At 71.7% G+C, this 22,271-nt stretch carries 24 protein-coding genes; 8 read left to right on the forward strand and 16 right to left on the reverse strand.

Annotation, left to right across the window (positions count from 1 at the left end):
- Window positions 1–20: 20 nt before the first annotated feature.
- From lnt to kdd, 7 genes are all read right to left on the reverse strand, one after another.
- Complete coding sequence (gene lnt, locus QSK31_RS12120) at window positions 21–1,559, reverse strand: apolipoprotein N-acyltransferase (protein ID WP_285683909.1); 1,539 nt, start codon at window positions 1,557–1,559, stop codon at window positions 21–23.
- Window positions 1,560–2,024: 465 nt separating this feature from the next.
- Window positions 2,025–3,299: a glutamate mutase L gene (locus tag QSK31_RS12125; protein ID WP_285683605.1), complete on the reverse strand. Its 1,275-nt coding sequence runs from the start codon at window positions 3,297–3,299 to the stop codon at window positions 2,025–2,027.
- Complete coding sequence (gene kal / locus QSK31_RS12130) at window positions 3,296–3,652, reverse strand: 3-aminobutyryl-CoA ammonia lyase (RefSeq protein WP_285683606.1); 357 nt, start codon at window positions 3,650–3,652, stop codon at window positions 3,296–3,298. The genes QSK31_RS12125 and kal overlap by 4 nt, the downstream gene beginning before the upstream one ends.
- On the reverse strand, window positions 3,649–4,383 hold the full coding sequence (kamE, locus tag QSK31_RS12135) for a lysine 5,6-aminomutase subunit beta (RefSeq protein WP_285683607.1): 735 nt from the start codon (window positions 4,381–4,383) through the stop codon (window positions 3,649–3,651). The genes kal and kamE overlap by 4 nt, the downstream gene beginning before the upstream one ends.
- A complete protein-coding gene (kamD, locus tag QSK31_RS12140) occupies window positions 4,380–5,924 on the reverse strand; it encodes a lysine 5,6-aminomutase subunit alpha (RefSeq protein WP_285683608.1) in 1,545 nt (514 codons plus the stop codon). The genes kamE and kamD overlap by 4 nt, the downstream gene beginning before the upstream one ends.
- Before the next feature lie 6 nt (window positions 5,925–5,930).
- Window positions 5,931–7,442 (reverse strand): amidohydrolase, encoded by a 1,512-nt coding sequence (locus QSK31_RS12145; RefSeq protein WP_502872942.1) that lies wholly within the window; start codon window positions 7,440–7,442, stop codon window positions 5,931–5,933.
- A complete protein-coding gene (gene kdd / locus QSK31_RS12150) occupies window positions 7,439–8,482 on the reverse strand; it encodes an L-erythro-3,5-diaminohexanoate dehydrogenase (RefSeq protein WP_285683610.1) in 1,044 nt (347 codons plus the stop codon). The genes QSK31_RS12145 and kdd overlap by 4 nt, the downstream gene beginning before the upstream one ends.
- Window positions 8,483–8,581: 99 nt before the next feature.
- Here kdd and QSK31_RS12155 point away from each other — a divergent pair, with 99 nt between their 5' ends.
- Window positions 8,582–9,919: a KamA family radical SAM protein gene (locus QSK31_RS12155; RefSeq protein WP_285683611.1), complete on the forward strand. Its 1,338-nt coding sequence runs from the start codon at window positions 8,582–8,584 to the stop codon at window positions 9,917–9,919.
- Between the two features lie 51 nt (window positions 9,920–9,970).
- Here QSK31_RS12155 and QSK31_RS12160 read toward each other — a convergent pair whose 3' ends face one another.
- A complete protein-coding gene (locus QSK31_RS12160; RefSeq protein WP_285683612.1) occupies window positions 9,971–10,162 on the reverse strand; it encodes a CsbD family protein in 192 nt (63 codons plus the stop codon).
- Window positions 10,163–10,271: 109 nt separating this feature from the next.
- On the opposite strand from QSK31_RS12160, the gene QSK31_RS12165 reads away from it, so the two are divergent.
- From QSK31_RS12165 to QSK31_RS12185, 5 genes are all read left to right on the forward strand, one after another.
- Window positions 10,272–10,997: a class I SAM-dependent methyltransferase gene (locus QSK31_RS12165; protein WP_285683613.1), complete on the forward strand. Its 726-nt coding sequence runs from the start codon at window positions 10,272–10,274 to the stop codon at window positions 10,995–10,997.
- 164 nt (window positions 10,998–11,161) lie between these two features.
- On the forward strand, window positions 11,162–11,635 hold the full coding sequence (locus QSK31_RS12170) for a winged helix DNA-binding protein (protein ID WP_285683614.1): 474 nt from the start codon (window positions 11,162–11,164) through the stop codon (window positions 11,633–11,635).
- A gap of 21 nt (window positions 11,636–11,656) precedes the next feature.
- Window positions 11,657–12,676 carry a methyltransferase gene (locus QSK31_RS12175; protein WP_285683615.1) on the forward strand — a complete coding sequence of 340 codons (1,020 nt, stop codon included), beginning with the start codon at window positions 11,657–11,659 and terminating at the stop codon, window positions 12,674–12,676.
- Window positions 12,677–12,724: 48 nt separating this feature from the next.
- Entirely contained in the window at window positions 12,725–13,735 is a 1,011-nt protein-coding gene (locus QSK31_RS12180) for a sensor histidine kinase (protein ID WP_285683616.1), read from the forward strand.
- Between the two features lie 35 nt (window positions 13,736–13,770).
- A complete protein-coding gene (locus QSK31_RS12185) occupies window positions 13,771–14,451 on the forward strand; it encodes a response regulator (protein WP_285683617.1) in 681 nt (226 codons plus the stop codon).
- Here QSK31_RS12185 and QSK31_RS12190 read toward each other — a convergent pair.
- The 3 genes from QSK31_RS12190 to QSK31_RS12200 form a co-directional block, all read right to left on the reverse strand.
- Window positions 14,441–15,409 (reverse strand): zinc-binding dehydrogenase, encoded by a 969-nt coding sequence (locus QSK31_RS12190; protein ID WP_285683618.1) that lies wholly within the window; start codon window positions 15,407–15,409, stop codon window positions 14,441–14,443. The two genes, QSK31_RS12185 and QSK31_RS12190, sit on opposite strands and share 11 nt — an antisense overlap.
- Window positions 15,406–15,861 carry a MarR family winged helix-turn-helix transcriptional regulator gene (locus QSK31_RS12195; RefSeq protein WP_285683619.1) on the reverse strand — a complete coding sequence of 152 codons (456 nt, stop codon included), beginning with the start codon at window positions 15,859–15,861 and terminating at the stop codon, window positions 15,406–15,408. Before QSK31_RS12195 ends, QSK31_RS12190 begins: the two co-directional genes overlap by 4 nt.
- Window positions 15,862–15,956: 95 nt before the next feature.
- A complete protein-coding gene (locus QSK31_RS12200; RefSeq protein ID WP_285683620.1) occupies window positions 15,957–16,391 on the reverse strand; it encodes a VOC family protein in 435 nt (144 codons plus the stop codon).
- Between the two features lie 22 nt (window positions 16,392–16,413).
- On the opposite strand from QSK31_RS12200, the gene QSK31_RS12205 reads away from it, so the two are divergent.
- A complete protein-coding gene (locus tag QSK31_RS12205) occupies window positions 16,414–17,112 on the forward strand; it encodes a GntR family transcriptional regulator (RefSeq protein WP_285683621.1) in 699 nt (232 codons plus the stop codon).
- A gap of 37 nt (window positions 17,113–17,149) precedes the next feature.
- Here QSK31_RS12205 and QSK31_RS12210 read toward each other — a convergent pair whose 3' ends face one another.
- From QSK31_RS12210 to QSK31_RS12225, 4 genes are read right to left on the reverse strand one after another with little or no spacing between them, the layout of a single operon-like run.
- Entirely contained in the window at window positions 17,150–17,506 is a 357-nt protein-coding gene (locus QSK31_RS12210) for a VOC family protein (RefSeq protein ID WP_285683622.1), read from the reverse strand.
- A gap of 26 nt (window positions 17,507–17,532) precedes the next feature.
- Complete coding sequence (locus QSK31_RS12215; protein ID WP_285683623.1) at window positions 17,533–18,096, reverse strand: dihydrofolate reductase family protein; 564 nt, start codon at window positions 18,094–18,096, stop codon at window positions 17,533–17,535.
- Between the two features lie 51 nt (window positions 18,097–18,147).
- Complete coding sequence (locus QSK31_RS12220; protein WP_285683624.1) at window positions 18,148–18,591, reverse strand: Lrp/AsnC family transcriptional regulator; 444 nt, start codon at window positions 18,589–18,591, stop codon at window positions 18,148–18,150.
- Window positions 18,592–18,601: 10 nt separating this feature from the next.
- Window positions 18,602–19,753 carry an acyl-CoA dehydrogenase family protein gene (locus QSK31_RS12225; RefSeq protein ID WP_285683625.1) on the reverse strand — a complete coding sequence of 384 codons (1,152 nt, stop codon included), beginning with the start codon at window positions 19,751–19,753 and terminating at the stop codon, window positions 18,602–18,604.
- Window positions 19,754–19,804: 51 nt separating this feature from the next.
- Between QSK31_RS12225 and QSK31_RS12230 the strand changes: the two genes are divergently transcribed.
- A complete protein-coding gene (locus QSK31_RS12230) occupies window positions 19,805–20,722 on the forward strand; it encodes a 5'-3' exonuclease (protein WP_285683626.1) in 918 nt (305 codons plus the stop codon).
- Here QSK31_RS12230 and QSK31_RS12235 read toward each other — a convergent pair.
- Entirely contained in the window at window positions 20,678–22,162 is a 1,485-nt protein-coding gene (locus QSK31_RS12235) for an MFS transporter (RefSeq protein WP_285683910.1), read from the reverse strand. The genes QSK31_RS12230 and QSK31_RS12235 overlap by 45 nt on opposite strands.
- Window positions 22,163–22,271 lie beyond the last annotated feature (109 nt).

Consider the following 22,271-nt stretch of genomic DNA (forward strand, 5'->3'; position numbering starts at 1 on the left):
CGTTCCTCCGTCTTCGTCGACTACGTGGCGGCCCGTGCGGCGACCGCCATCCGCCGGCGACGACGGCGCAACGGCAGCGCACCGGCCAGGGCGATGACGGCAAGAGCACAGACCGCCATTTCGGGCCAGTGGCCCGAGCGCGTGGCTAGCGTAGTCGTTGCGCTCAGGCGCATGTCACGCAGCACCACCGCGGGCTCGTTGAAGCCGGTGTCGGCCTGCACGTGACCTTGGGTATCGACGAAAGCGGACACCCCGACGGTGGACACCATCAGGGCCGGCCGGCCGTGTTCGACCGCGCGCAGCTGCACCATGGCCAGCTGCTGACGGGCCTCGGCCTCGTTGAAGGTGGCGTTGTTGGTCTGCACGGCGAGGATCTGCGCGCCGCCGGTGACGACGTCGCGGACGATGCCGTCGTACGCGACCTCGAAGCAGATGACGTCGCCGACAGTGACCGGACCGGCCTTGATGACCCCGGCGTGGTCGCCGGCGACCATGTCGCGGACCATGTCCACCTTCTCCCCGGCGACGAACCGGGCGACCGGGCGCATCGGCATGTACTCGGCGAACGGGACCGGGTGCCGTTTGATGTAGGTCTGCGCCAGGTCCGGGCCGGTGACCGGCTGCCACAGGATGCCGGCGTTCTTGACCTCGTTGGGTTTGTCGCCGCGCAGCACTGTCCCGACCAGGATCGGCACGCCGATCGCGGCGGCGGCACCGGCGATCTGCTGGGCGGCGTCCTGGTTGCGGATCGGGTCGATGTCGCTGGAGTTCTCCGGCCACACGACCAGTTCCGGCCGCCGCTGCTTGCCCTCGGCGACCTGGTTGGCCAGCTCGACGGTGGCCCGGACGTGGTTGTCGAGCACGGCGCGGCGCTGGGCGTTGAAGTCGAGGCCGAGCCGGGGAACGTTGCCCTGCACGATGGCGACCAGGTGGCTGGGGCCGTCGGCCTTGGCCACCGGTACGAGCGCGGGCCCGCCGATCAGCAGGGCGGCCAGCAGCAGGAACCCGGCGACCGGCGCGACCGTGACCCGGCGCCGCCACAGCAGCGCGACGAGGACACCGCCGGCGGCCGCCACCGCGAACGTCACCAGCGGGGCGCCACCCCACACGGCCAGGCGCAACGCGGGCGCCTCGCCCTGGCTGAACGCGAGCCGTCCCCACGGGAAGCCGCCGAACGGCGCGCGGTCCCGGAACGCCTCCATCGCGGTCCACAGCACCCCGGTCAGCAACGGCCACGACGCCCGCCACCGGTCGGCCAGCGGGCTGGTCCAGGCGGAGGCGAGCCCGAGCAGGCCGAGGAAGCCCGCCTGCGCGGTGGACAGGAACACCCAGGGCAGCCACCCGGCGGCGAACGTGGTCCACCAGAGCAGCGGGAGGAACTGGACGAAGCCGGCGATCAGCCCGACGCCGAAAGCGCCTCGCAGCCGGCGGCGGTGGGTGGCCGCCGCGAGCAGGGCGACGCCGGCGGGCGCGAGCGGCCACAGGCCGTACGGCGGCAGCGCCAGCAGCAGAGCGGCCCCCGCCAGCACCGCGAGCACCACCGACAGCCACAGCCGCATCGGCTCGGGCCGTGGTGTCTCGGATGCCTCGGGGACAGGGGGCGCAGCCAGGGTCAACTCCACGCGGGAAGGCTACATGCAGGAATCGGGGCGTGGCCGCCACGACCACGCCCCGATTGATCAAAAGGCCCGCGCCGCGGACGACGTGGCAGCGGGTGTCGCGGGAACCTTCGGACCGGCGTGCCGCGGGCTGGCTGCCCGTGTCGCGCCGTTGTCTACTGGTCCCCCGTTACACCCCCTGGCCCACGCCGGAACAACGGCCTGCCCGCGCCGCCCCGCCGACCCCCACCCCCTGGACCTGGCGTGCGCGGCCCCTGAGAGAGGGCATGGTGCGCGGCCAGTGAGCGAAGGAACGGAGCGGACAACAACCGCTTCCCGCGTTGGGACCTGACGACGGTACGTCCCACCCCCGGCCGCCTGTCAACACCGTCCCCCGCACCTGGGCGTGTCGCGTTCCTCGGCGTGTCATCCAGCAGTACCCGAACGGTTCACCCCCCGTCCAACCTCCCCGCCGCCGCCCCTGACCTGACTGAGGCCAGAGCCTGACAGCAGGCCGGCCGCTGCTTGTGGATGTTCGGCGGAGAGCAGGCCGGCCGCGGCGAGCACGTAATCCTTGTCGATCATCCGACGCGCCCGGTCCGGCGGCGCCCACCCACCGGCGAGATCACCCAGAACCGCGTCCAGGACCGCGTCGCCACCACCGTGGCGGAGCACGCCACCCGATCCGATGACGAGACGCACATCACGTAACGCCCGGCCGCGCGCGTGCCGGCGTACGGCGATGGTGGCCGCCGCCGACGCGAGCGCGACCGGATCGCCCGGGTCTCGAAGAGGAAGCCTTTCGGCGGCGGCCGCCGCGGCTGTGCCGGGCGCCGACACCGCCACGCCCAGATCTCCCTCGACGGTCCGCATCCGCCACAGGGTGCCGGCCACGTCGCGGCGCGGCCCGGTCTCCTCCTCGGCGTCCGGCACCAGCGCCGAATAGACGTCGGTGGTCGCCCCGCCGACGTCGATCAGGAGCACACCCTCGGTCGAGTGCCCGGCCAGCACCTCCACGCCGGCCAGCACCGCGTCGGGGGTGGCGGCCCGGACCAGTGACGCGAAGCGCGGGCCGCGGGACAGCCGCTTGCCGCCGATCACGTGCCGCAGGAACACCTCCCGGATCGCCGCCCGCGCCGGCCCGGGATCGAGGACGCCGATGCGCGGCAGCACGTTTCCGGTGACGGTCACGGGCAGGCCGCGGCCGGTCAGCAGCGCGGCGGCGTCCGCGGCCACCGACGAGTTCCCGGCGACCACCACCGGGCGGCGCAGACGGGAGGTGGCCAGCCGGCGGGCGTTGTGGAGCAGCACGTCGCCGTCGCCGCCGTCGGTCCCCCCGACCAGCAGGATCACATCCGGGCGGGACGCCTTCAACGAGGACACCGAACGCCCGTCCAGGAGCCCGGCCGCCACGTGCACGACCGTCGCTCCCGCGGACAGGCCGACGCGATGGCCGGCCGAGGCGGTGACCAGCCGCTCGTACCCGACGACCGCCAGCCGCAACCCACCACCGGCGGAAGAGCACACGTGGAGCTCTCCCGACCCCGGCAGCGACGACACGGCGGCATCGAGGCCGGTCAGCACATCGGTGGCCGCGGTGGTCGGCACCTCCGTCCGCGCCACCAGCCCGCCACCACCGAGATCGACAAGACAGGCTTTGGTGTACGTCGAGCCGACGTCCACGCACACGGCCTGGGTCAAGGCACCACCACGGTGCCCGTCGCGGTCACCGCCACCAGAGGCTCGGGCAGCACCGCCGCCGACGACCCTCCCGTGCCACGGCACACCACGGCCGCGACGAAGTCGATCGTGCGCGACCGCGTACCCATGCGGGTGACCGTCGCCGTCACCTCGAGCACGTCGCCGGCCTGGACCGGCGCCTTGAACTGCACGTCCGCATAGGAGGCGAACAGCCCCTCGTCGCCGTCCAGCCGGATGCACACCTCGGTCGCCACATCGCCGAACAGGCCCAGCGAGTACGCCCCGTCCACCAGGTTCCCGGCGTAGTGCGCGTGCGAGTACGGCACATACCGCCGATGCGTAACAGTGATCATCGAGTTCCCTCCACGACGGCGTGCACCAGATAGGAGGCCACCTCGCGGGGCGTGGTGCCCCGGCCGAAGATCCGGTCCACCCCCAGCTCGCCGGCCATCAGCTCATCGAACCGCGGCCCGCCCGCGATCAGCAGCGGCCGCCGGCCGGCGGGCAGCGCCTCCCGGAACGCCGCCGACAACGCCCGCGTGTTGTGCAGGTGCGCGTCCCGCTGAGTGACCACCTGCGACACCAGCACGGCATCCGCCCTGGCCTCCCGGGCGGCCTCGACCAGTTCCGGCACCGACACCTGCGAGCCCATGTTCAGCACCGCCATCTCCCGGTACGACTCAAGGCCCTTCTCCCCCGCGATGCCCTTCAGGTTGAGGATCGCGTCGATGCCGACGGTGTGCGCGTCCGTGCCGATGCAGGCGCCCACGACCGACAGGCGGCGGCGCAGCCCCCGTTTGATGGCCGCGTTCACCTCCTTGGCGGACAGCAGCGGGAAGTCCCGCTCGACGACCTGCACCTGCTCGGTGTCCACCAGATGCCGGACCCGCCCGTACACGACGAAGAACGTGAAACCGTCGCCCATCTGCCTGCTGTGCACCAGCATCGCCGGGTCCATGCCCATCTTGGCGGCCAGCTGCAGCGCGGCGCCCTCGGCCCGCTTGTCGTACGGGATCGGCAAGGTGAACGACAGCTGCACCATCCCGTCCCCGGTGGTGTCGCCGTACGGCCGGACGATCGTCATGACGCTTCCAGGAGCTCGGTGACCGGGTTGAAGTAGTCGCCGGCGTGCGCGGCCACCCCGTCGAGGCCCTTGCCGCGGTCGGCGGGCCGGCGCATGATCCCGAACGTGCCGTCGGCGATCGCGTTCAGCAGCGTGTCGTCGGCGATCCGGTCCAGCAGGTCGATCGCCTCGCCGAGCACTTGGTGCGCGCGCCGCTGGATGAAACCGCCGCGGGCCGGGACGAAGTCCTCGTGCAGGTTCCCGGCGGCGCCGAGGACGTAGCGGACGTTCTGCAGGGCGATGTCCCGGTCGGACAGCCACGGCGTGACCACCGCCTCGGTCATCATGCCGACCAGCAGGATGCTCTGGCCGGTCATCGCGCCGGCCAGGTTGAAGAAGCCGTCCAGCAGGTTGCCGCGGAACACGTCGCCGGTCATGTGCTTGGTCGGCGGCATCCACTTCAGCGGCGCGTCCGGGAACAGCTCCCGGGCCAGCAGCGCGTGCGCCAGCTCCAGCCGGAACGACTCCGGCACGTCCGGGTTGATCTCGAACGCGTGCCCGATGCCCAGCTGCGGGTCGGCCAGGCCGGCCTCGTGCGCGAAGAACTCGTTGAGCAGCTGCGACACGGTCACCGTGTGCGCGGCCTCGACCGGGTCGGCCGTGGTCAGGTAGTTGTCCTCGCCGGTGTTGATGATGATCCCGGCGCGGGCGTGCACCTGCCGGGAGAAACGCTGGTCGACGAAGGTGCGGATCGGGTTGATGTCGCGGAACAGGATCCCGTACATCGAGTCGTTGAGCATCATGTCGAGGCGCTCGAGCCCGGCCATCACCGCCATCTCCGGCATGCACAGCCCGCTGGCGTAGTTCGTCAGACGGACGTAGCGGCCCAGCTCCTTCGACGTCTCATCCAGGGCCGCCCGCATCAGCCGGAAGTTCTCCTGCGTCGCGTACGTGCCGGCGAAACCCTCCCGGGTGGCGCCCTCGGGCACGTAGTCCAGCAGCGACTGCCCGGTCGACCGGATCACCGCGATCACGTCCGCGCCGGCCCGCGCCGCCGCCTGTGCCTGCGGGATGTCCTCGTGGATGTCCCCGGTCGCCACGATCAGATAGATCCACGGCCGCTGCGAAGGATCACCCCACCGCTTGATCAACCGGTCCCGCTCGGCGCGCCGCCGGTCGACCCGGGCGAGCCCGACCCGGGCGAACTTCACCGCGGTCCGCCGCGCCGCATGGGAAGAGGACGGCACGCGGAACCGGACCGCACCCGCGGCGGCCTTCTGCGCCAGCACGGTGATGTCCCCGTAGTCGCGCAGCGCGTCGAACACCGGCAGGGAGACGCCGTGCTCCAGCCCGACGTCGGCGACGACCGCGTCGACCAGCCGGTTCACCCAGGGAATGCCGTCCGGATCCGCGCCCCGCACCCCGGCCAGCCGCAGCACCGCCCGCTCCACCGACACGGTGGTGTGCGAGCGCGCCAGGTCCACGACCGGCTGACCGGCGCGGGCGGCCAGGCGTCGCGCCTTGCGCACCACCCGCGGATCCAGATCAAGCTTTCCCGCCACGTACGCCTACCTCTCGAAGATCGTCTGGCCGTGCAAGACCGTGCGCAGGCACACCGGACGAGCGGCCTCCAGTGAAGGCAACCCGTCCCGTACGCCGGCCGGGGTGTCCCAGACCGCGAACGTCGCCGACTGTCCCGGCGCGAGCACCCCCACGCCGTCCTCCCCCGCGGCCCGCCACCCACCCCGGCTGGACGCCGCGAACGCCGCCCGCACACTCATCCGGAACACCGGGTTGCGCGGCGCCGCCGCGGCCGCCACCACCGCCCACGGGTCCAGCGCGGTCACCGGCGAGTCCGACCCGAACGCCAGCGCCACCCCGGTCGCGTGCATCTGCCCGATCGGGTTCGACGCCATCGCCCGGGACACACCCAGGCGCTGCGCGTACATCCGGTCCGGGCCACCCCAGAGTGCGTCGAACACCGGCTGCACGCTGGCGACCACCCCGAACTCCACCATCCGGGCGATCATCGCCTTGTCGGCCAGCTCCACGTGCTCGATCCGGTGCCGGCCCTCCCGCAGCCGGTCCACACCGACCGCCTTCGCCGCGATCGCGAAACCGTCCAGGACCGTGGCGATCGCCGCGTCCCCGATGGCGTGGAAGCCGCCCTGGATGCCCAGCGTCACGCAGTCCAGCAGGTGCTGGCCGGCCTGCTCGGCGGTCACGAACCCCAGGCCGCAGCCGTCGCCGTCGTGGTACGGCTCCCGGACCGCCGCCGTGCGCGACCCGAGCGCTCCGTCGGCGTACAGGTCACCGCCGGCACCCACCGCGCCCAGCTCCCGAGCGCGCGCCGCACCGCCGAGCTCACCCCAGTAGCCGAAGACCCGCGGCAGCCCCTGGCCGGACAGCGCGAGCACCGACAGGAAGTCCTCCTCGCTGGACGTGCCCGGGCCGCCGCACTCGTGCACCGCCGCGATGCCCAGCGACGCCGCCCGCGACAGGGCCGTCCGCTGCGCCGCCGTGCGCTGCGCCGGCGTCAGCGAGCCCAGCGCCACCGCCCGCACGGCGTGGTGCGCCTGCTCCCGCACCCAGCCCGACGCGTCGTACCCGTCGACGCCCTCGGCCGCGCCCAGCAGCGACGCCGACGCCAGCGCCGAATGCACCGACGCCTGCGACAGATAGACCCGGCGGCCACCCCCGGCCCGGTCCAGCTCGGCGGCGGACGGCGGGACCTGGTCGGCCCACGTCGACTCGTCCCAGCCGTGCCCGTGCACCACCGCGTCCGCCGGCTTCGACGCCGCGAACGCCGCCACCGCGTCCAGCACCTCGGCGGCCGACCCGGTGCCCGACAGGTCCAGTCCGTCGAACGCCAGCCCGGTGTCGGTGGCGTGCTGGTGCGCGTCCACGAACGCCGGCGTAACAAAAGCGTTGTCGAGAACGAACGTTCTTTCTGCCGACGGGGCGTCGGACGCGTCGCCGAGCCACGTGATCCGGCCGTCATCCACCAGCATCGCGGTCGCCCGCGGATCGGCGGCGGAATAGAAACGGCCATGCGTATAGAGCGCAGTCATGCCGGTCAGTTTCCCGCCACGCGCCGGGAGAACAACGCGCGGACCGCCGGAACCGACCGCACCAGGTCGATCGCGAACGATGCGTGACCAGGCACGTACCCGTTGCCGATGAGCATCGTCACGTCCGCCGCCAAGCCCTCCGCGCCCAGCGCCGCCGCCGGGAAACTGGTGGCCATCGAGAAGAAGATCACCGTGCCGCCCGAGGCCGTCGCCAGGATCGCCCCGTGCTCGCAGCCGGGCACGTCCACGCACACCACGGTCACCGTCGCCGGGCCACCCAGTGCCTCGGCCACCGCCGTCGAGACGGCCACCGGGTCACGGGCGTCGGCCACCGCGACCACGTCGGCCAGACCGGCCTTCGTCAGCGTCTCCCGCTCGCGGTCCGAGACCACGATCCCCGCCGTACGCGCGCCCGCACGCCGAGCCGCCACCAGAGCCAGCGAACCCGACTTCCCCGCACCGCCCAGCACCGCCACCGACGGCCGGTCGTAGCCCCGCACCACCCGATCGGTCAGCGCCGGCGCGCCGCACACGTCGAACACCGCCAGGGCCAGCTCGGCCGGCAGATCACCGGGCAGCACCGCCACCACCGAACGCCCGAACAGGATCGCGTGCCCGCGCGCCGGGACCTGCTCGCTCAGCCCGTCCCAGCCGCCCAGCCCGTCGGTCACGGCCAGCGGCGTCAACGTCAGCGACACCAGGGTCGCCACCCGGTCCCCCGGCAACACCTGCAACGGCGAATCCGGCCCGACCTCCTCGACGACGCCGATCAGCATGCCGCCCGACCCCGTCACCGGGTTCTGCATCTTTCCCCGCGTACCGATGATGTCGAGAACCTCGCCCCGCACCGCCGCGCCGTCACCGCCGTGCTTGACCGACAGCTGCCGGAAGCTTGCGGCGTCCAGATTGAGCCGTTCCAGCCCGATCCGCACCTCGTCGGCGGCGATCTCCGGGCGCGCGTCCAGCCGCCAGGCCGCCTGCGGCAGCACCCCAACCGGCTCAACGACCCTCGAAAGCCCCACCGACACCGCGCACCTCCCACGAAACATTCTGCGATCAAGCATGCCTACCGTAAATCCTCCGCCCTACCAGTTTCTAGACCGCAATTTCTCCAGTACGGTCGGGAGGTCGATCAAGGGAGGTCCGCAGTGCAGCCGTACGAGTACCGGCGCCATCAGCTGGTCGAGCCCGACTGGACCCGCTTCCCGGGCTGGCGCGACGTCACCACCGCCCAGTGGGAGTCCGCCCAGTGGCAGCGCGTGAACTGCGTCAAGAACATCAAGCAGCTCCGGGCCGTCCTCGGCGACCTCGTCGAGGAGACCTTCTACACCGACCTGGAAACCGACCAGCAACGCCTGGCCACCATGTCGATGCTGGTCACGCCCCAGATGATCAACACGATGGTCCCCGACCGGGTGCCCGGCACCGCCTCGTTCTACGAGGACCCGGTGCGCCGCTACATGATCCCGGTCGCCACCGACCGTCACCTCGACTGGCCGTCCCACCCGCACGCCACCCGCGACTCCCTGCACGAGCACGACATGTGGGTCGCCGAGGGACTCACCCACCGCTACCCCACCAAGGTCCTCGCCGAGTTGCTCTCCACCTGCCCGCAGTACTGCGGGCACTGCACCCGCATGGACCTGGTCGGCAACAGCACCCCGACCGTCGACAAACTCAAGCTGTCCCTCAAGCCCGTCGACCGCTACGACGCGCACCTCAAATACCTCAAGGAGCACCCCGGCGTCCGCGACGTCGTCGTCAGCGGCGGAGACGTGGCCAACGTGCCGTGGAAGCAGCTCGAGGCGTACCTGATGGGCCTGCTCTCGGTGCCCACCGTGCGCGACATCCGCCTCGCCACCAAGGCCCTCATGGGCCTGCCCCAGCACTGGCTGCAGGGCGACGTCGTCGAGGGCCTCAACCGGGTCGCCATCACCGCCGAACGCCGCGGCGTCAACCTGGCCGTGCACACCCACGTCAACCACGTGAACTCGCTGACCCCGCTGGTCGCCCGGGCCGCCCGGATGCTGCTCGAGGTCGGCGTCCGCGACGTCCGCAACCAGGGTGTGCTCATGCGCGGCGTGAACGCCACCTCGAAGGACCTGCTCGACCTGTGCTTCGGGCTGCAGGGCGAGGCCGGCATCCTGCCCTACTACTTCTACATGTGCGACATGATCCCCAACGCCGAGCACTGGCGGGTGCCCGTCTGGCACGCCCAGCAGCTGCAGCACGACATGATGGGCTACCTGCCCGGATACGCCACCCCGCGGATCGTCTGCGACGTGCCGTTCGTCGGGAAGCGCTGGGTGCACATGGTCAACGAGTACGACCGCGAGCACGGCATCTCGTACTGGACAAAGAACTACAAGACGTCCATCGAGTCATCCTCCGAGGACGTCAACGGGAAGCTCTACGCCTACTACGACCCGATCGACACGCTGCCCGAGTCGGGCCAGAAATGGTGGCGCAAGCAGGTCGCGCAGTAGGAAAGCAGCAAGGAAGAGGGGGCCCGGAGGCCCCCTCTTTCGCGTTCTGGTCTAGCTGAATGCCTTCTTCACGTCGTTCGCGGCGTCCTTGACGTGCTCGCCCGCCTGCTTCGCGTGCGCATCCGTCTGGTCCGCCTGGCCCTCGGCCTCGAGACGCGGGTTGTCGGTCGCGTCGCCGGCCTGCTCCTTGCCCTTGCCGACCAGTTCCTCGGCCTTGTTCTTGACCTTGTCCGTGAAGCTCATGTTTTCGACCTCCTAGATCTGATCGAAGAGGTGCCCGAAGGGCTTGTTCTCGAAACCCGGGGTCACATCGCGTAAGGCATCCTAGGATACTGGTATATATGATCGCCGGGTGGATGATCGTGCTGCTCACGCGAACTCGTTCGGCCCCGCCGCCCGCACCTACGAGCGCGGCCGCCCCGGCTACCCCGCCGAGGCCCTCGACTGGCTCCTGCCCGCCGGCCGTCCCCGGGTCCTCGACCTGGGCGCGGGCACCGGCAAACTCACCCGCAGCCTGCTCGACCGGGACCTGAACGTCACCGCCGTCGAACCCTCCCCCGGGATGCTCGAGGAACTGCGCCGCGTCCTCCCGTCGGTGCCCTCCCACCAGGGCTCGGCCGAGCGGATCCCACTCCCCGACGCCTCGGTCGACGTGGTCCTGGTCGCCCAGGCCTGGCACTGGGTCGACGTCGCCGCGGCGACCCCCGAGATCGCCCGGGTGCTCTCCCCCGGCGGCCGCCTGGGCATCCTCTGGAACATCCGCGACGAGACCACCGAATGGGTCCGCCGCCTGGGCACCGTCATCGGCAGCGCCGAAGAGGGCCGCGACCCCACGGTCGGCCCGCCCTTCGGCCCCGTCGAGACGGCCAGCTTCCCCTGGACCGACCGGGTCAGCCCCGAAGCCCTCCTCGACCTGGTCGCCTCCCGCAGCCGCGTCATCCTCCTGCCGCCCGACGAGCGCGCCGCCCTGCTCGCCCAGGTCCGCCAGCTGGTCGCCACCCACCCCGCCCTGGTCGGCCGCACCGGCTTCGACCTGCCCTACGTCACGGACTGCGCAAGGACGGCGCTGACCCCTTAACAACAACCGCTTAGGGGTACGCGCACACCAGAGCCCCGTCCCCACACACCCCGGGCCGTCGCGGCCCACGCTCCGCGCGCGGCCGCCGGGTTGTTCCCGCCCGGTCCGGCCAGTGTCCCCACGCACCTTGATGTCAACCCGGGTCGAGGTTTTAGCCTCGCCGCATGACGACGCAGCCATGGTCCGACGCCGACCTCGCCACCCAGCCCGCCGCCTATTGGACCGGTGTCGCCTACGAGTCCCTCATCTCGTTCACACGCGCCCGGCATGCCGAGCTGGGCTTCACCCAGCCCCAGTTCTGGCTGCTGCGCAACCTCTCCAAGGAGGATCTCCGGCCGGACGGCGGCGGGATGACGATCCCCGAGCTTCGTCAGGCGATGAGCTCGTATCTCCGGGCCGAGGACGATCTGGGCGCCGAATCGGAGGTCCTGCTGGAACGCGGATGGCTGACCCGGGACGGCGAAGGACGCCTGTGGATCACCGAAGCCGGGGAAGAGGCCCGCGTCAGTCTGAAACAACACGCGCCGGCGATCCGCGCCCTGATCCACCAGGACATCGACGACGCGGACTACGTCACGGCCCTGAAGGTGCTCCACCAGCTGATCCGGAACACCGCGACCCCGACGCCGGGTGGGTGACGAGCCGATAGCGTCCCGGGTATGGCTGACGAACCGTGGGACGGCAATCTCTGGGCCGCCGCCGATCTGGTGACGCCGATGGCGATCCGGGTGGCGGCCACACTCAAGCTGGCCGATCACATCGCCCTCGGTGCGCGGACGGCCGACGCGCTGGCCGAGGTCGTGGGCGCCGAACCCGACGCGCTGCGGCGTCTGCTCGACCACCTGGTGACCGCGCAGGTGCTGACCGCGCACCAGGCGATCGCAGACCCGACGACCGAGGACCGGGCACCGGGCGAATACCGGCTGACCGCGCTGGGCGAACGGCTGCGCGACGACCACCCGGACGGGATGCGGGGCTGGCTGGACATCGAGGGCAGCGTCGGCCGGGCCGAGTTGTCGTTCGTCCAGCTTCTGCACACCGTGCGGACCGGCGAGGCGGCCTTCCCGCACCTGTACGGCCGCGGGTTCTGGGAGGACCTGGCCGCGGACCCGAAGCGTTCCGCCTCGTTCGACGTGCTGATGGCGTCGCGGCTGACGGATGCGCCGCAGGTCGCCGCGGCCTATCCGTGGGGGTCGCTCGGGCACCTCGTCGACGTCGGCGGCGGCAACGGGAGCCTGCTGCTCACGATCCTTCAAGCCCACCCGGAGCTGCGCGGGACCGTGCTCGACCTGGCCGGGCCGGTCACCCGCGCCGCCGAGGCGATCGCGGCCGCCGGCCTGGACGACCGGGCCGGCATCCACGAGGGCAGCTTCTTCGACGAACTGCCCGCCGGCGCGGGCGGCTACCTGCTGTCGGGCGTCCTGCACGACTGGCCGGACGACGAGGCCGGCCGCATCCTGAGGCGCTGCGCCGGCGCTGCCGGGCGTACCGGAAAGGTTCTGATCGTGGAGGACAACCCGCCGCAGACCTCGGGCGACCTGCGCATGCTCTGTTATGTGCGCGGCCGTGACCGGACCGTCGGAGAGCTCACCGCGCTGGCCGGCACGGCCGGTCTGGAGCCGGGCCCGGTCGCCGAGGCCGGGGGCCGGCTGATCGCCGAGTTCCACCGCCACGCATAGAAGCGGAACCGGCGGGGACGGGCCTGACCGCTGCGGCACAATCGGCGGGTGGGACGGACCCGGACCGGTGGTGTGATCGTCGCGGTGGCGGGGCTTGCCCTGGCGACCGGGGCGATGGCGCCGTTCCGCGACCAGCTGTCCCTGCCCGCGGTGGTGCTGCTGTTCCTGGTGCCGGTGCTGGCCTCGGCGGCGTCCGGCGGGCTGTGGCCGGCCCTGGGCGCAGCCCTCGCCGCCGAGTTGCTCGTCAACTGGTTCTTCGTGCCGCCCTACCGGACGCTCGCCGTGCAGAGCGGCGACAACCTGGTCACGCTGGTCGTCTACCTGCTGGTGGCGGTCGCCGCGGGGCTCGCCGTCGACGCGACGGCCGCCCGGTCGGCCGAGGCGGCGCGGCTGGGCGAGACCGACCGGTTGCGCTCGGCGCTGCTCGGGGCGGTGGGACACGATCTGCGTACGCCGCTCAGCGGCATCAAGGCCGCCGTGTCGAGCCTGCGTCAGCCCGATGTGACGTTCGGCGACGCCGACCGGGCCGAGCTGCTGGCCACCGTCGAGGAGTCCGCCGACCGGCTGGCGGCGGTCATCGACAACCTGCTCGCGGTCAGCCGGCTGCAGGCCGGGGCGCTGGCCGCCGATGTCCGCCCGACCGCGGTCGACGGGGTGGTCGCCCAGGTGGTCCTCGACGGCGGCGGGACGGTCACGGTCGACGTACCCGATGATCTGCCTCCCGCGCTGGCCGACGCCGGCCTTCTCGAGCGCGTACTCGCGAATCTCCTGGCCAACGCCGAAGCCGCCGGCGGACCGGTGACCGTGCGCGGCGCGGCGGCCGGCGGCCTGGTCACCCTGGCGGTGGAGGATCATGGTCCGGGAATCGCGCCGGGGCGGCTCGATGCGGCGTTCGCGCCGTTCCAGCGGCTTGACGATCACACCGGCGGCGGGCTGGGGCTCGGGCTGGCCATCGCGCGCGGCTTCACCGAGGCGCAGGGCGGCACCCTGACAGCGACACCGACCGAAGGCGGCGGCCTGACCATGACGATCTCCCTGCGCGCGGCCACCGATGGCTGACCCCGCCGTGACGGTCTCCCTGCGGGTGGCTTCCGATGGCTGACCGCATCCTGGTGGTGGACGACGACGATCAGCTGCGGCGGGCGTTGCGGATCAACCTGAACGCGCGCGGCTACCAGGTGGCGACCGCCGCGGACGGGCGCACCGCCCTCGACACGGCCGGCCGCACCCCGCCGGACCTGGTGATCGTCGACCTCGGCCTGCCCGACCTGGACGGCGTGGAGGTGGTTCGGGGGCTGCGCGGCTGGACGTCCACGCCGATCATCGTGCTGTCCGCCCGCGACGCCCAGGCGGTCAAGGTCGCCGCGCTGGACGCGGGCGCGGACGACTACGTGACCAAGCCGTTCGGGATGGACGAGCTGCTGGCCCGCATCCGCGCGGCGCTGCGGCGGGCGGCGCCGGAACCGGGCGCGGCCGTCGTGACCACACCGGACTTCACCATCGACCTCAGCGCCAAACGCCTCACCACGACCGCCGGCGACGAGATCCGCCTCACCCCGACCGAATGGCACATGCTCGAGGTGCTCGTCCGGCACCGGGACAAGCTGGTCACCCAGAAGGACCTGCTCCGCGAGGTGTGGGGCCCGCGTTACGAGCACGAGACCAACTACCTGCGGGTCCACCTTGCCAACCTGCGCCGCAAGCTCGAACCGTCGCCGTCCCGCCCGCGTTACCTGATCACCGAGCCGGGCATCGGGTACCGCTTCACACCGTGACCACGAGTTTCCCGGCGACCCGGTTGTTCTCCATGTCGTCGTGCGCCTCGGCGATCCGGTCCATCGGGTAGACCTTCGCCACCGGCACCCTCAGGCCCGCGTCGAGGAACTCCTGCAACGCCGCCGCCGGCAGGTTCGCCGCGTCGCCGCTATAGGCCGTCAGCCGCACACCGGCCGGCAGGTAGTCGATCGGGTAGAAGTCCTTCACGATCCACTCGTCGGACAACAACCCCGAAAAACACACCGTCCCGTGTACGCGGACAGCCCGCAACGTGTCCGGCAGCGTCGGCGTGCCGACCAGCTCCAGCGCGCCGTCGACGCCATCCCGCTGAATCGATCGCACCTGGCCGGCCACGGCGCCGTCGTCGATCAGCACGTGGTCGGCCCCGGCCGCGGTGAGCGCGCCGGCCTTGGCCTCGCTGCGGGTGGTCGCGAACACGGTCAAGCCCCAATGCTTGGCCAGCACCACCGCCGTCAAGCCCACCGACGACGTGCCGCCGCGGATCAGGATCGACTGTCCCGCCTTCGCGTCCAGGCCCACGGTCAGCGACCCGTACGCGGTCTGCAACGTCTCCGGGATCGCGCCCAGCTCGGCCGGGTCGCGGTCGCTGCGGAACGGGATCACCTGGGCGACCGGGACCAGCGTGTACTCGGCGTATCCCCCGTCGAAGGACCGGCCCATCCCGCCCATCATCGCCATCACCTGCTGTCCCTCGGCGAACTCCCCGCCGGGCGCGGACGCCACCACGCCGGTCGCCTCGATGCCCGGCACCCGCGGGAAGCTGGCGTTCCCGGCCAGGCCCAGCCGCAGGTGCAACTCGGAGCGGTTGAGGCCGAAGGCGGTCACCTTGATCAGCACCTCGCCGGGCTTCGGCCCGGGAATCGGCAGGCGGCGCTCGACCAGCGCGGACGGCGGGCCGGGCGCGTCCAGCACGATGGCACGCATGGTGTCGGTCATCTCGGGTTCCTCTCGATGATCACATCTCGGAGAGTGGCCAGGGCGGCGGCGAACTCGTCCAGCCCGCCCGGCGGCAACGCGCCGTCCAGCAGCCGGTTCAGCTCTTCGCCCGCGCTCGCCTCGGCGGCGTCCAGGACCTGCCGACCGGCCGGGGTCATCTCGATCAGCGACGACCGCCGGTCGGCCGGATGGGGTGTCCGCACGCAGTGGCCGGCCGCCTCGATCCGGTCGACGAGCTTGCTGATGCCGCCGACGGTCACCGCCATGGTGGCGGCGATGTCCTGAACGCGGAGGCCTTCACCGGAACCGATCACGCGCATCACCTGAAACCGGCCAACCGTCAGGCCGGTCTCGGATCGCAGGCGCGCGTCCACGGCGTCCCACAGCTCGATCTCGACCCTGACCACGTCATCGAACAACGCCGCCAGCCGAGATGTATTCCATGGAATCATTCTCCGAGCCTAGCGGGACATCCGGATCCCGGCGGCGGAGCCCGGTCTCGACGAGCGCGGTCAGCCGGGCCGTGGCGTCACCGTTCCGGCGTGGGTCAGTCCTGGAACCCCGAGGTCGCGAAGACGTCGGCGTCGTCGGCGAAGGCTTTGAACTCCATCGCGTTGCCGGCCGGATCGGTGAGGAACATCGTCCACTGCTCGCCCGGCCGACCGGCGAAGCGCAGGTAGGGCTCGATGACGAACGCCGTGTCAGCGGCACGGAGCCGCCCGGCCAAGGCGTGGAACTCCGGCACCGTCAGCAGCAGCCCGAAGTGGGGAACAGGGACGTCATGACCGTCAACGGGATTCGCGGCGGCGCGCGGCGCGGCAGGCGCCAGGTGCGTGACCAACTGGTGGCCGCGCAGGTTCCAGTCGATCCACAGGTCGCTGCTGCGCCCACGCTCGCAGGACAGCACATCGCCGTAGAAGCGCTCGGCAGCCGCCAGGTCATCGACAGGAACAGCAAGGTGGAACCGCGGGATCTGAGTCATGTCCGCATGTTAACATCAGGACATGAACGAGGCCAAAGGTCTTCCCCCAGCGCAACGACGCGGAATGGCCGACGAGGTAGCCGACCGTGTGCGCGACGCGATCTACGCAGGCGTCTACGCACCTGGCGCGCCACTGCGCGAGGTCGAGCTCGCCACGGCGCTGCGGGTGAGCCGCGGCCCGGTCCGCGAAGCACTGCTGCGCTTGGAGCGCGAGGGCCTGGTCAGCAGCGAGTGGCACCGCGGCACCACCGTCACCACACTCACCGCCGAGGACGTCGACGAGCTTTACAGCTTGCGCGAAGCACTCGAGGAGCTGGCCGTGCAGCGTCTGATCCGCCACGCCACGGACGCTCAGCTGCGGGCTGTTCGCACCGCGGCCGATCGGATGGACGGCACCGCCGACAAGCACACCACCGTCCAACAGGACTTGGGCTTCCACGACGCTGTCTTCGCCGCGGCGAACCACCGGCGCCTCGACGAGGCCTGGCGCGCCATCCGCTCCCAGGTCCATCTGTTCCTGCTGATCCGCCTCGGCGTCAGCGACGACGAGTACGCCAGGCACGTCGCCACCGAGCACCGCGAACTCGCCGACGTACTCATCGCACGTGACAAGGAGCGCGCGCTGCGGCTGTTCGCCGATCATCGCCGGCACGCGGCCGCTCTGGTGGCTGTTCAGGTCTCGCCAGACTCACCGCGGCAGACCCCGAACCGGACGCCGTAGCCGAACTCATTCGTCACTGCTCAGTTTTCGTCACTGCTCAGTGCAAGCAGAGGCAGAAAGGGTGGCCCGCCGGGTCGAGGAAGACCCGGTAGGAGGCTCCGGGCTGGTCCGGAGGCTTGGTCGCGCCGAGATCGATCACCGCCGCCTCCGCGGCATCGAGGTCGTCGACGATCAGATCGAGGTGCATCTGCTGAGGCCGCTCCTGGGTCGGCCAGGTCGGCGGCGTGTAGCCGGCCACCCGATGGAAGGAGACGCACCGGCCGTCCCCGGCGCAGACCGAGGCTCGGTCGGCGGAGACGTCGACCGTCCAATCCAGCATCGCGCCGTAGAACCTGGCGAGCGCACCGGGGTCTGGACAGTCGACAACGACGAGGGGCAAGCGTGCGACGGCCACGCCGTCACCCCGCACAGGGCTGTCGTTCACTGTCCGAGCGTGCGGTAGCGGAGGTGTACGACGCCGTTGCGGAACCGGCGCTCGTCGAGGAGCTCCAGGTCGGTGCGCACGCCGGCCGGCAGGGCCGGCTTCCCGCCGCCGACGACCACCGGCCAGACGATCAGCTGGACCTCGTCGACCAGCCCGGCCTGGAAAGCCCGCGTCGCGAGGTTCGCACCCCCGACCGTCAGATCGGCGCCGGCCGTAGCCTTCAGCCGCGCTACCGCGGCGGGGTCGAATTCGCGTTCGATGCGGGTGTCGGCAGTGGACACCGCGGTCAGGGTGGTGGAGTAGACGACTTTCCTGCCCGCCTGCCAGGTGCTCGCGAAGTCGGCCCTGAGGTCGGACTGCGCGGCCAGAGCGGGGTCGGTTTCCCAGACCGCCATCATCTCGTACAGGCGCCGCCCGTAGAGCCACGTGCCCACGGGGCGGATGAGGTCGGTGGTGAACGCGAAAACCTCGTCGTCGGGTGGGAGCCAGGAGAAGGCGCCGCTTTCGTCCTCGATGTAGCCGTCGAGCGACACGTTCGTCAGGTAGATCAGCTTCGCCATGCCTTCACCTCTCGATCAGGGACGCCGGTGTGCGCGTACGCCGGGAAGGTTTTAGGAAAGCTGGGGCGGCCGGTTCTCGTAGGGCGTGGAGAGGACCACAGTGGTGCGGGTGGTGACGTTGGCCGCCAGGCGGATCTCCTGGAGGAGGCGTTCGAGGTCGGCGGGGCCCGCGACGCGGACCAGGAGCAGGTAGAAGTCCTCGCCGGCCACCGAATAGCAGGAGTCGATCTCGGAAAGGTGGGCCAGGCGCTCGGGGGCGTCGTCGGGCTGGGACGGGTCGAACGGGCGGATCGCCACGAACGCCGTCAGGGGCAGCTCCAGGGCCTCGTAGGAGACCTTCGCCGTGTAGCCGCTGATCACGCCTCGCTGCTCGAGGCGGCGGACCCGCTGGTGCACGGCGGAAACGCTCAGGCCCACACGCTCGGCCAGGTCCGTGTATGACAGGCGGCCGTCCGCGGTGAGGGCGCCCACGATCGCCCGGTCGATCTCTTCCACGGGCGACACCCTACTTGGCGGCGCCCCTCGCGAGCGCGCGACTGATGACCAGACGCTGGATCTGGTTGGTGCCCTCGACGATCTGAAGCATCTTCGCCTCGCGGAACCAGCGCTCCACCGGGTGGTCGCGCACGTAGCCAGCGCCGCCCAGCACCTGGACCGCCTCCGTGGTCACCTTCATCGCCACGTCGGAGGCGAACAGCTTGGCCTTGGCGGCCTCGGTGGAGAACGGGCGGCCCAGATCCTTGAGGCGAGCGGCGTGCAGGAGCAGCGCCCGGGCGGCGGAGATCTGCGTGGCGCAGTCGGCCAGCAGGAACCCGACGCCCTGAAAGTCGCCGATGGGACGGCCGAACTGCTCCCTTTCCCTGGAGTACGCCACGGCATGGTCGAGCGCTGCCTGTGCCAGTCCGACGGCGCACGCCGCGATGCCGAGACGGCCCGCGTCCAGGGCCTGCATGGCGATGCGGAAACCGTCGCCCTCCTCCCCCACCAGGCGGTCGGCGGCGACCCGGCAGTCGTCGAAGACGATCTGGGCGGGCGCCGACGAGCGCAGGCCCATGGTCCGCTCGGCGGCCTGCGGCAGGAGGCCGGAGGTGCCACGGTCGGCCAGGAGACAGGAGATGCCGGTGGGGCCGGGCCCGCGCGTACGGCAGAAGATGTTGTAGAAGTCGGCGTGGCGGGCGTGCGTGATCCACGCCTTGGTGCCGGTGACCAGCCAGTCGTCACCGTCGCGCACGGCCCGGGTGGTCAGCGACGCGGCGTCGGAGCCGCCGGCCGGCTCGGAGAGGCAGTACGCCCCGAGCAGGTCGCCGCCGAGCAGGTCGGGCAGCATCTTGCGCTGGCGCTCGGAGCCGAACGCGGCGACCGGGTAGCAGGACAGGGTGTGCACGCTGACCGCCTCGGCGACGGCCAGCCAGCGGCCGGCGAGCACCTCGAGGACCTGGACGTAGACCTCGTACGGCTGACCCCCGCCGCCGTCGTCCTCGTCGTAGGGAAGGCCCAGCAGACCGGACCGGCCGAGCGTCCGGATCACCTCCCGGGGGAATTCGCCGCGCTCCTCGAAGCCGGCCACCCTGGGCGCGAGCTCCCCGTCGGCGATCTCCTCGGCCAGGCCCAGCAGCTGATAAGCGTCGTCCGTCGGCAGCACCCGCTCCACCGTCATACCGGCTAGCTTAACGGTCGTTTGGTTGCTTGGGGACTAGGCTCACATGCCATGACTGATCGTCGTCAGCCGTTGCTCGCCGTGGACGCGCCGAGCCTGTACTTCCGCGCCTTCCACGGCATCCCGGAGAACGCCGCCAAGACGTCCGCGGGCGAGCCGGTGAACGCGATCCGCGGCTTCATGGACATGATCGCCCAGCTGATCCGCACCCGTCACCCGGATCGCCTGGTCTGCGCGCTGGACGCGTCGTGGCGGCCGGCCTGGCGGGTCGAGCTGGTGCCCTCCTACAAGAAGCACCGGGTGGCCCACGGCACCGTCGAAGAAGTGCCGGCCGCGCTGGAGAAACAGGTCCCGGTGCTGCTCGAGGTGCTCGCCGCGGTGGGGATTCCCGCCTTCGGCGTCGACGGGTACGAGGCGGACGACGTGCTCGGCACCCTGGCCGCCACCCAGCCCGCCCCGGTCGAGGTGGTGTCCGGCGACCGTGACCTGTTCCAGCTCGTGGACGACGAGCGCGGCACCCGGCTGCTCTACTGCGGGCGCGGCGTGTCGAAGCTGGAGGACGCCGACAACGCCCTGGTGGAACAGAAGTACGGCGTGCCGGCCCGGTGGTACGCGGACTTCGCGGCGATGCGCGGCGACCCGAGCGACGGGCTGCCGGGCGTGCCGGGCGTCGGCGACAAGACCGCGGCCCGGCTGGTCAACCGGTACGGCGGCGTCGAGCAGATCCTGGCCGCCCTGGACGACCCCGACGCCGGCTTCGCCCCGGGCCTGCGCACCAAGCTCAAGGACGCCACCGAGTACCTGGCCAGGGCGTTGCCGGTGTGCAAGGTGGCGCTGGACGTGAAGCTGCCGGACTTCGACCCGGCGCTGCCCAAGGCGCCGCTGGACGGCGACCGGCTGGTAGCGCTGGCGGAGCGGTGGAACCTAGCCGGATCGGCCCGCCGTCTCGTGGACGCGCTCGCCGGCTGACGCCCTCTGCGATTCGCGCTTTGAGGCGAGCACGTCGATGACGGCTGCCACCAGCGCGACCAGGACGAACCCGATCGAGACGAACAGAGCGGCGCGCAGGGCGTGGACCCAGTCGTTGCCGGAGTCGGCGAGCCGGGCGAAGAACACCGTCCCGGCGACGGCGATGCCCAGCGCGGTGCCGATCCGCTGACCGGTCTGGAGCACCGCGCCGGCGCTACCGGCCCGCTTCACCGGCACCTCGGCGAGGGTGAGCGTCTGGTTGGGGCTGATCACCAGGCCGCTGCCCAGGCCGGCGAGCAGCAGCGGGACCGTGGCGGCCCAGACGCCGCCACGGCCGGCGACCAGGGCGAGCACCAGCACCGTCGCGCCCAGCCCGGCGGCCACCATGACCAGCCCGGTCACCACCAGGGGACGGCCGGAGCGGGCGACGAGCCGGCCGCCCAGCGCCGAGGCGGCCGCCGCGCCCACCGCGAACGGGGTGACCGCCAGTCCGGACGCCAGCGCGCTCAAGCCCAGCCCGTTCTGCAGGTACAGCGTGTAGGTGAAGAAGATGACCGGGAAACCGGCGAAGTACAGGGTGCCGATCAGCGCGCCCAGGGCGTAGGAGCGGACCCGGAACAGCTCGAGGTCGATCACCGGTGTGTCCCGGCGGCCGTGGCGGCGTTCCCAGACGAGGAAGCCGGCCAGCACGGCGAGGCCGGCCGGGATCAGCAGCCACTTGGCCGGGCCGTGCCACTCGCGTTCCTGCACCAGCGGGATGAGGAGCAGCAGCACCGACGTACCGAGCAGGAGCACGCCGACCGGGTCGAGCGACTCACGTTTCGCCGGGCCGGGCGACTCACGTTTCACCGGCACGCCGGCCGGGTCGAGCGACTCACGTTTCGCCGGGCCGCCGACCGGGCCGGGCAGGTAGCGCATGGCCAGCACGATCGCGGCGACGCCGATCGGCACGTTGATGTAGAAGATCCACCGCCAGCCGCTCTCCGCGCCGAACAGCGCGATCAGCAGGCCGCCGAGCAGCGGGCCGACCGCCGTCGACACGCCGATCGTGGCGCCGAGCAGGCCGAACGGGCGGCCCCGCTCGCGGGGCTCGAACAACTGCTGGATCAGGCCGGAGACCTGCGGGTTGACCACGCCGGCGGCGGCGCCCTGGATCAGCCGGGCGACGACCAGGAACAGGGCGCTCTGCGCCAGACCGGCGGCCGCGCTGGACAGCGTGAACAGGGCCACCCCGACGATGAAGACGTTGCGGCGGCCACGGGCGTCACCGAACCGGCCGGCGGGCACCAGCAGCAGGCCGAAGGTGAGCGCGTAGCCGGACAACACCCATTGCAGCTCGCCCGCGGACAGGTCGAGATCGGTGCGGATGGAGGGCAGGGCGACGTTGACGATGCTCACGTCCAGCAGCGTCATGAAGCCCGCCACCAGCGCGACGGACATCGCTTTCCAGCGGTTGGCGTCGGTCACCACCGCGAACTGCCCCTGACCGGGCGAGGGCAAACTGCGAGCGCGGTCACGACGGTCGACCCGCCAGCCGCCCCGACCGGCG

The organism is Actinoplanes sp. NBRC 103695 (assembly GCF_030269485.1).
Classification (GTDB): domain Bacteria; phylum Actinomycetota; class Actinomycetes; order Mycobacteriales; family Micromonosporaceae; genus Actinoplanes.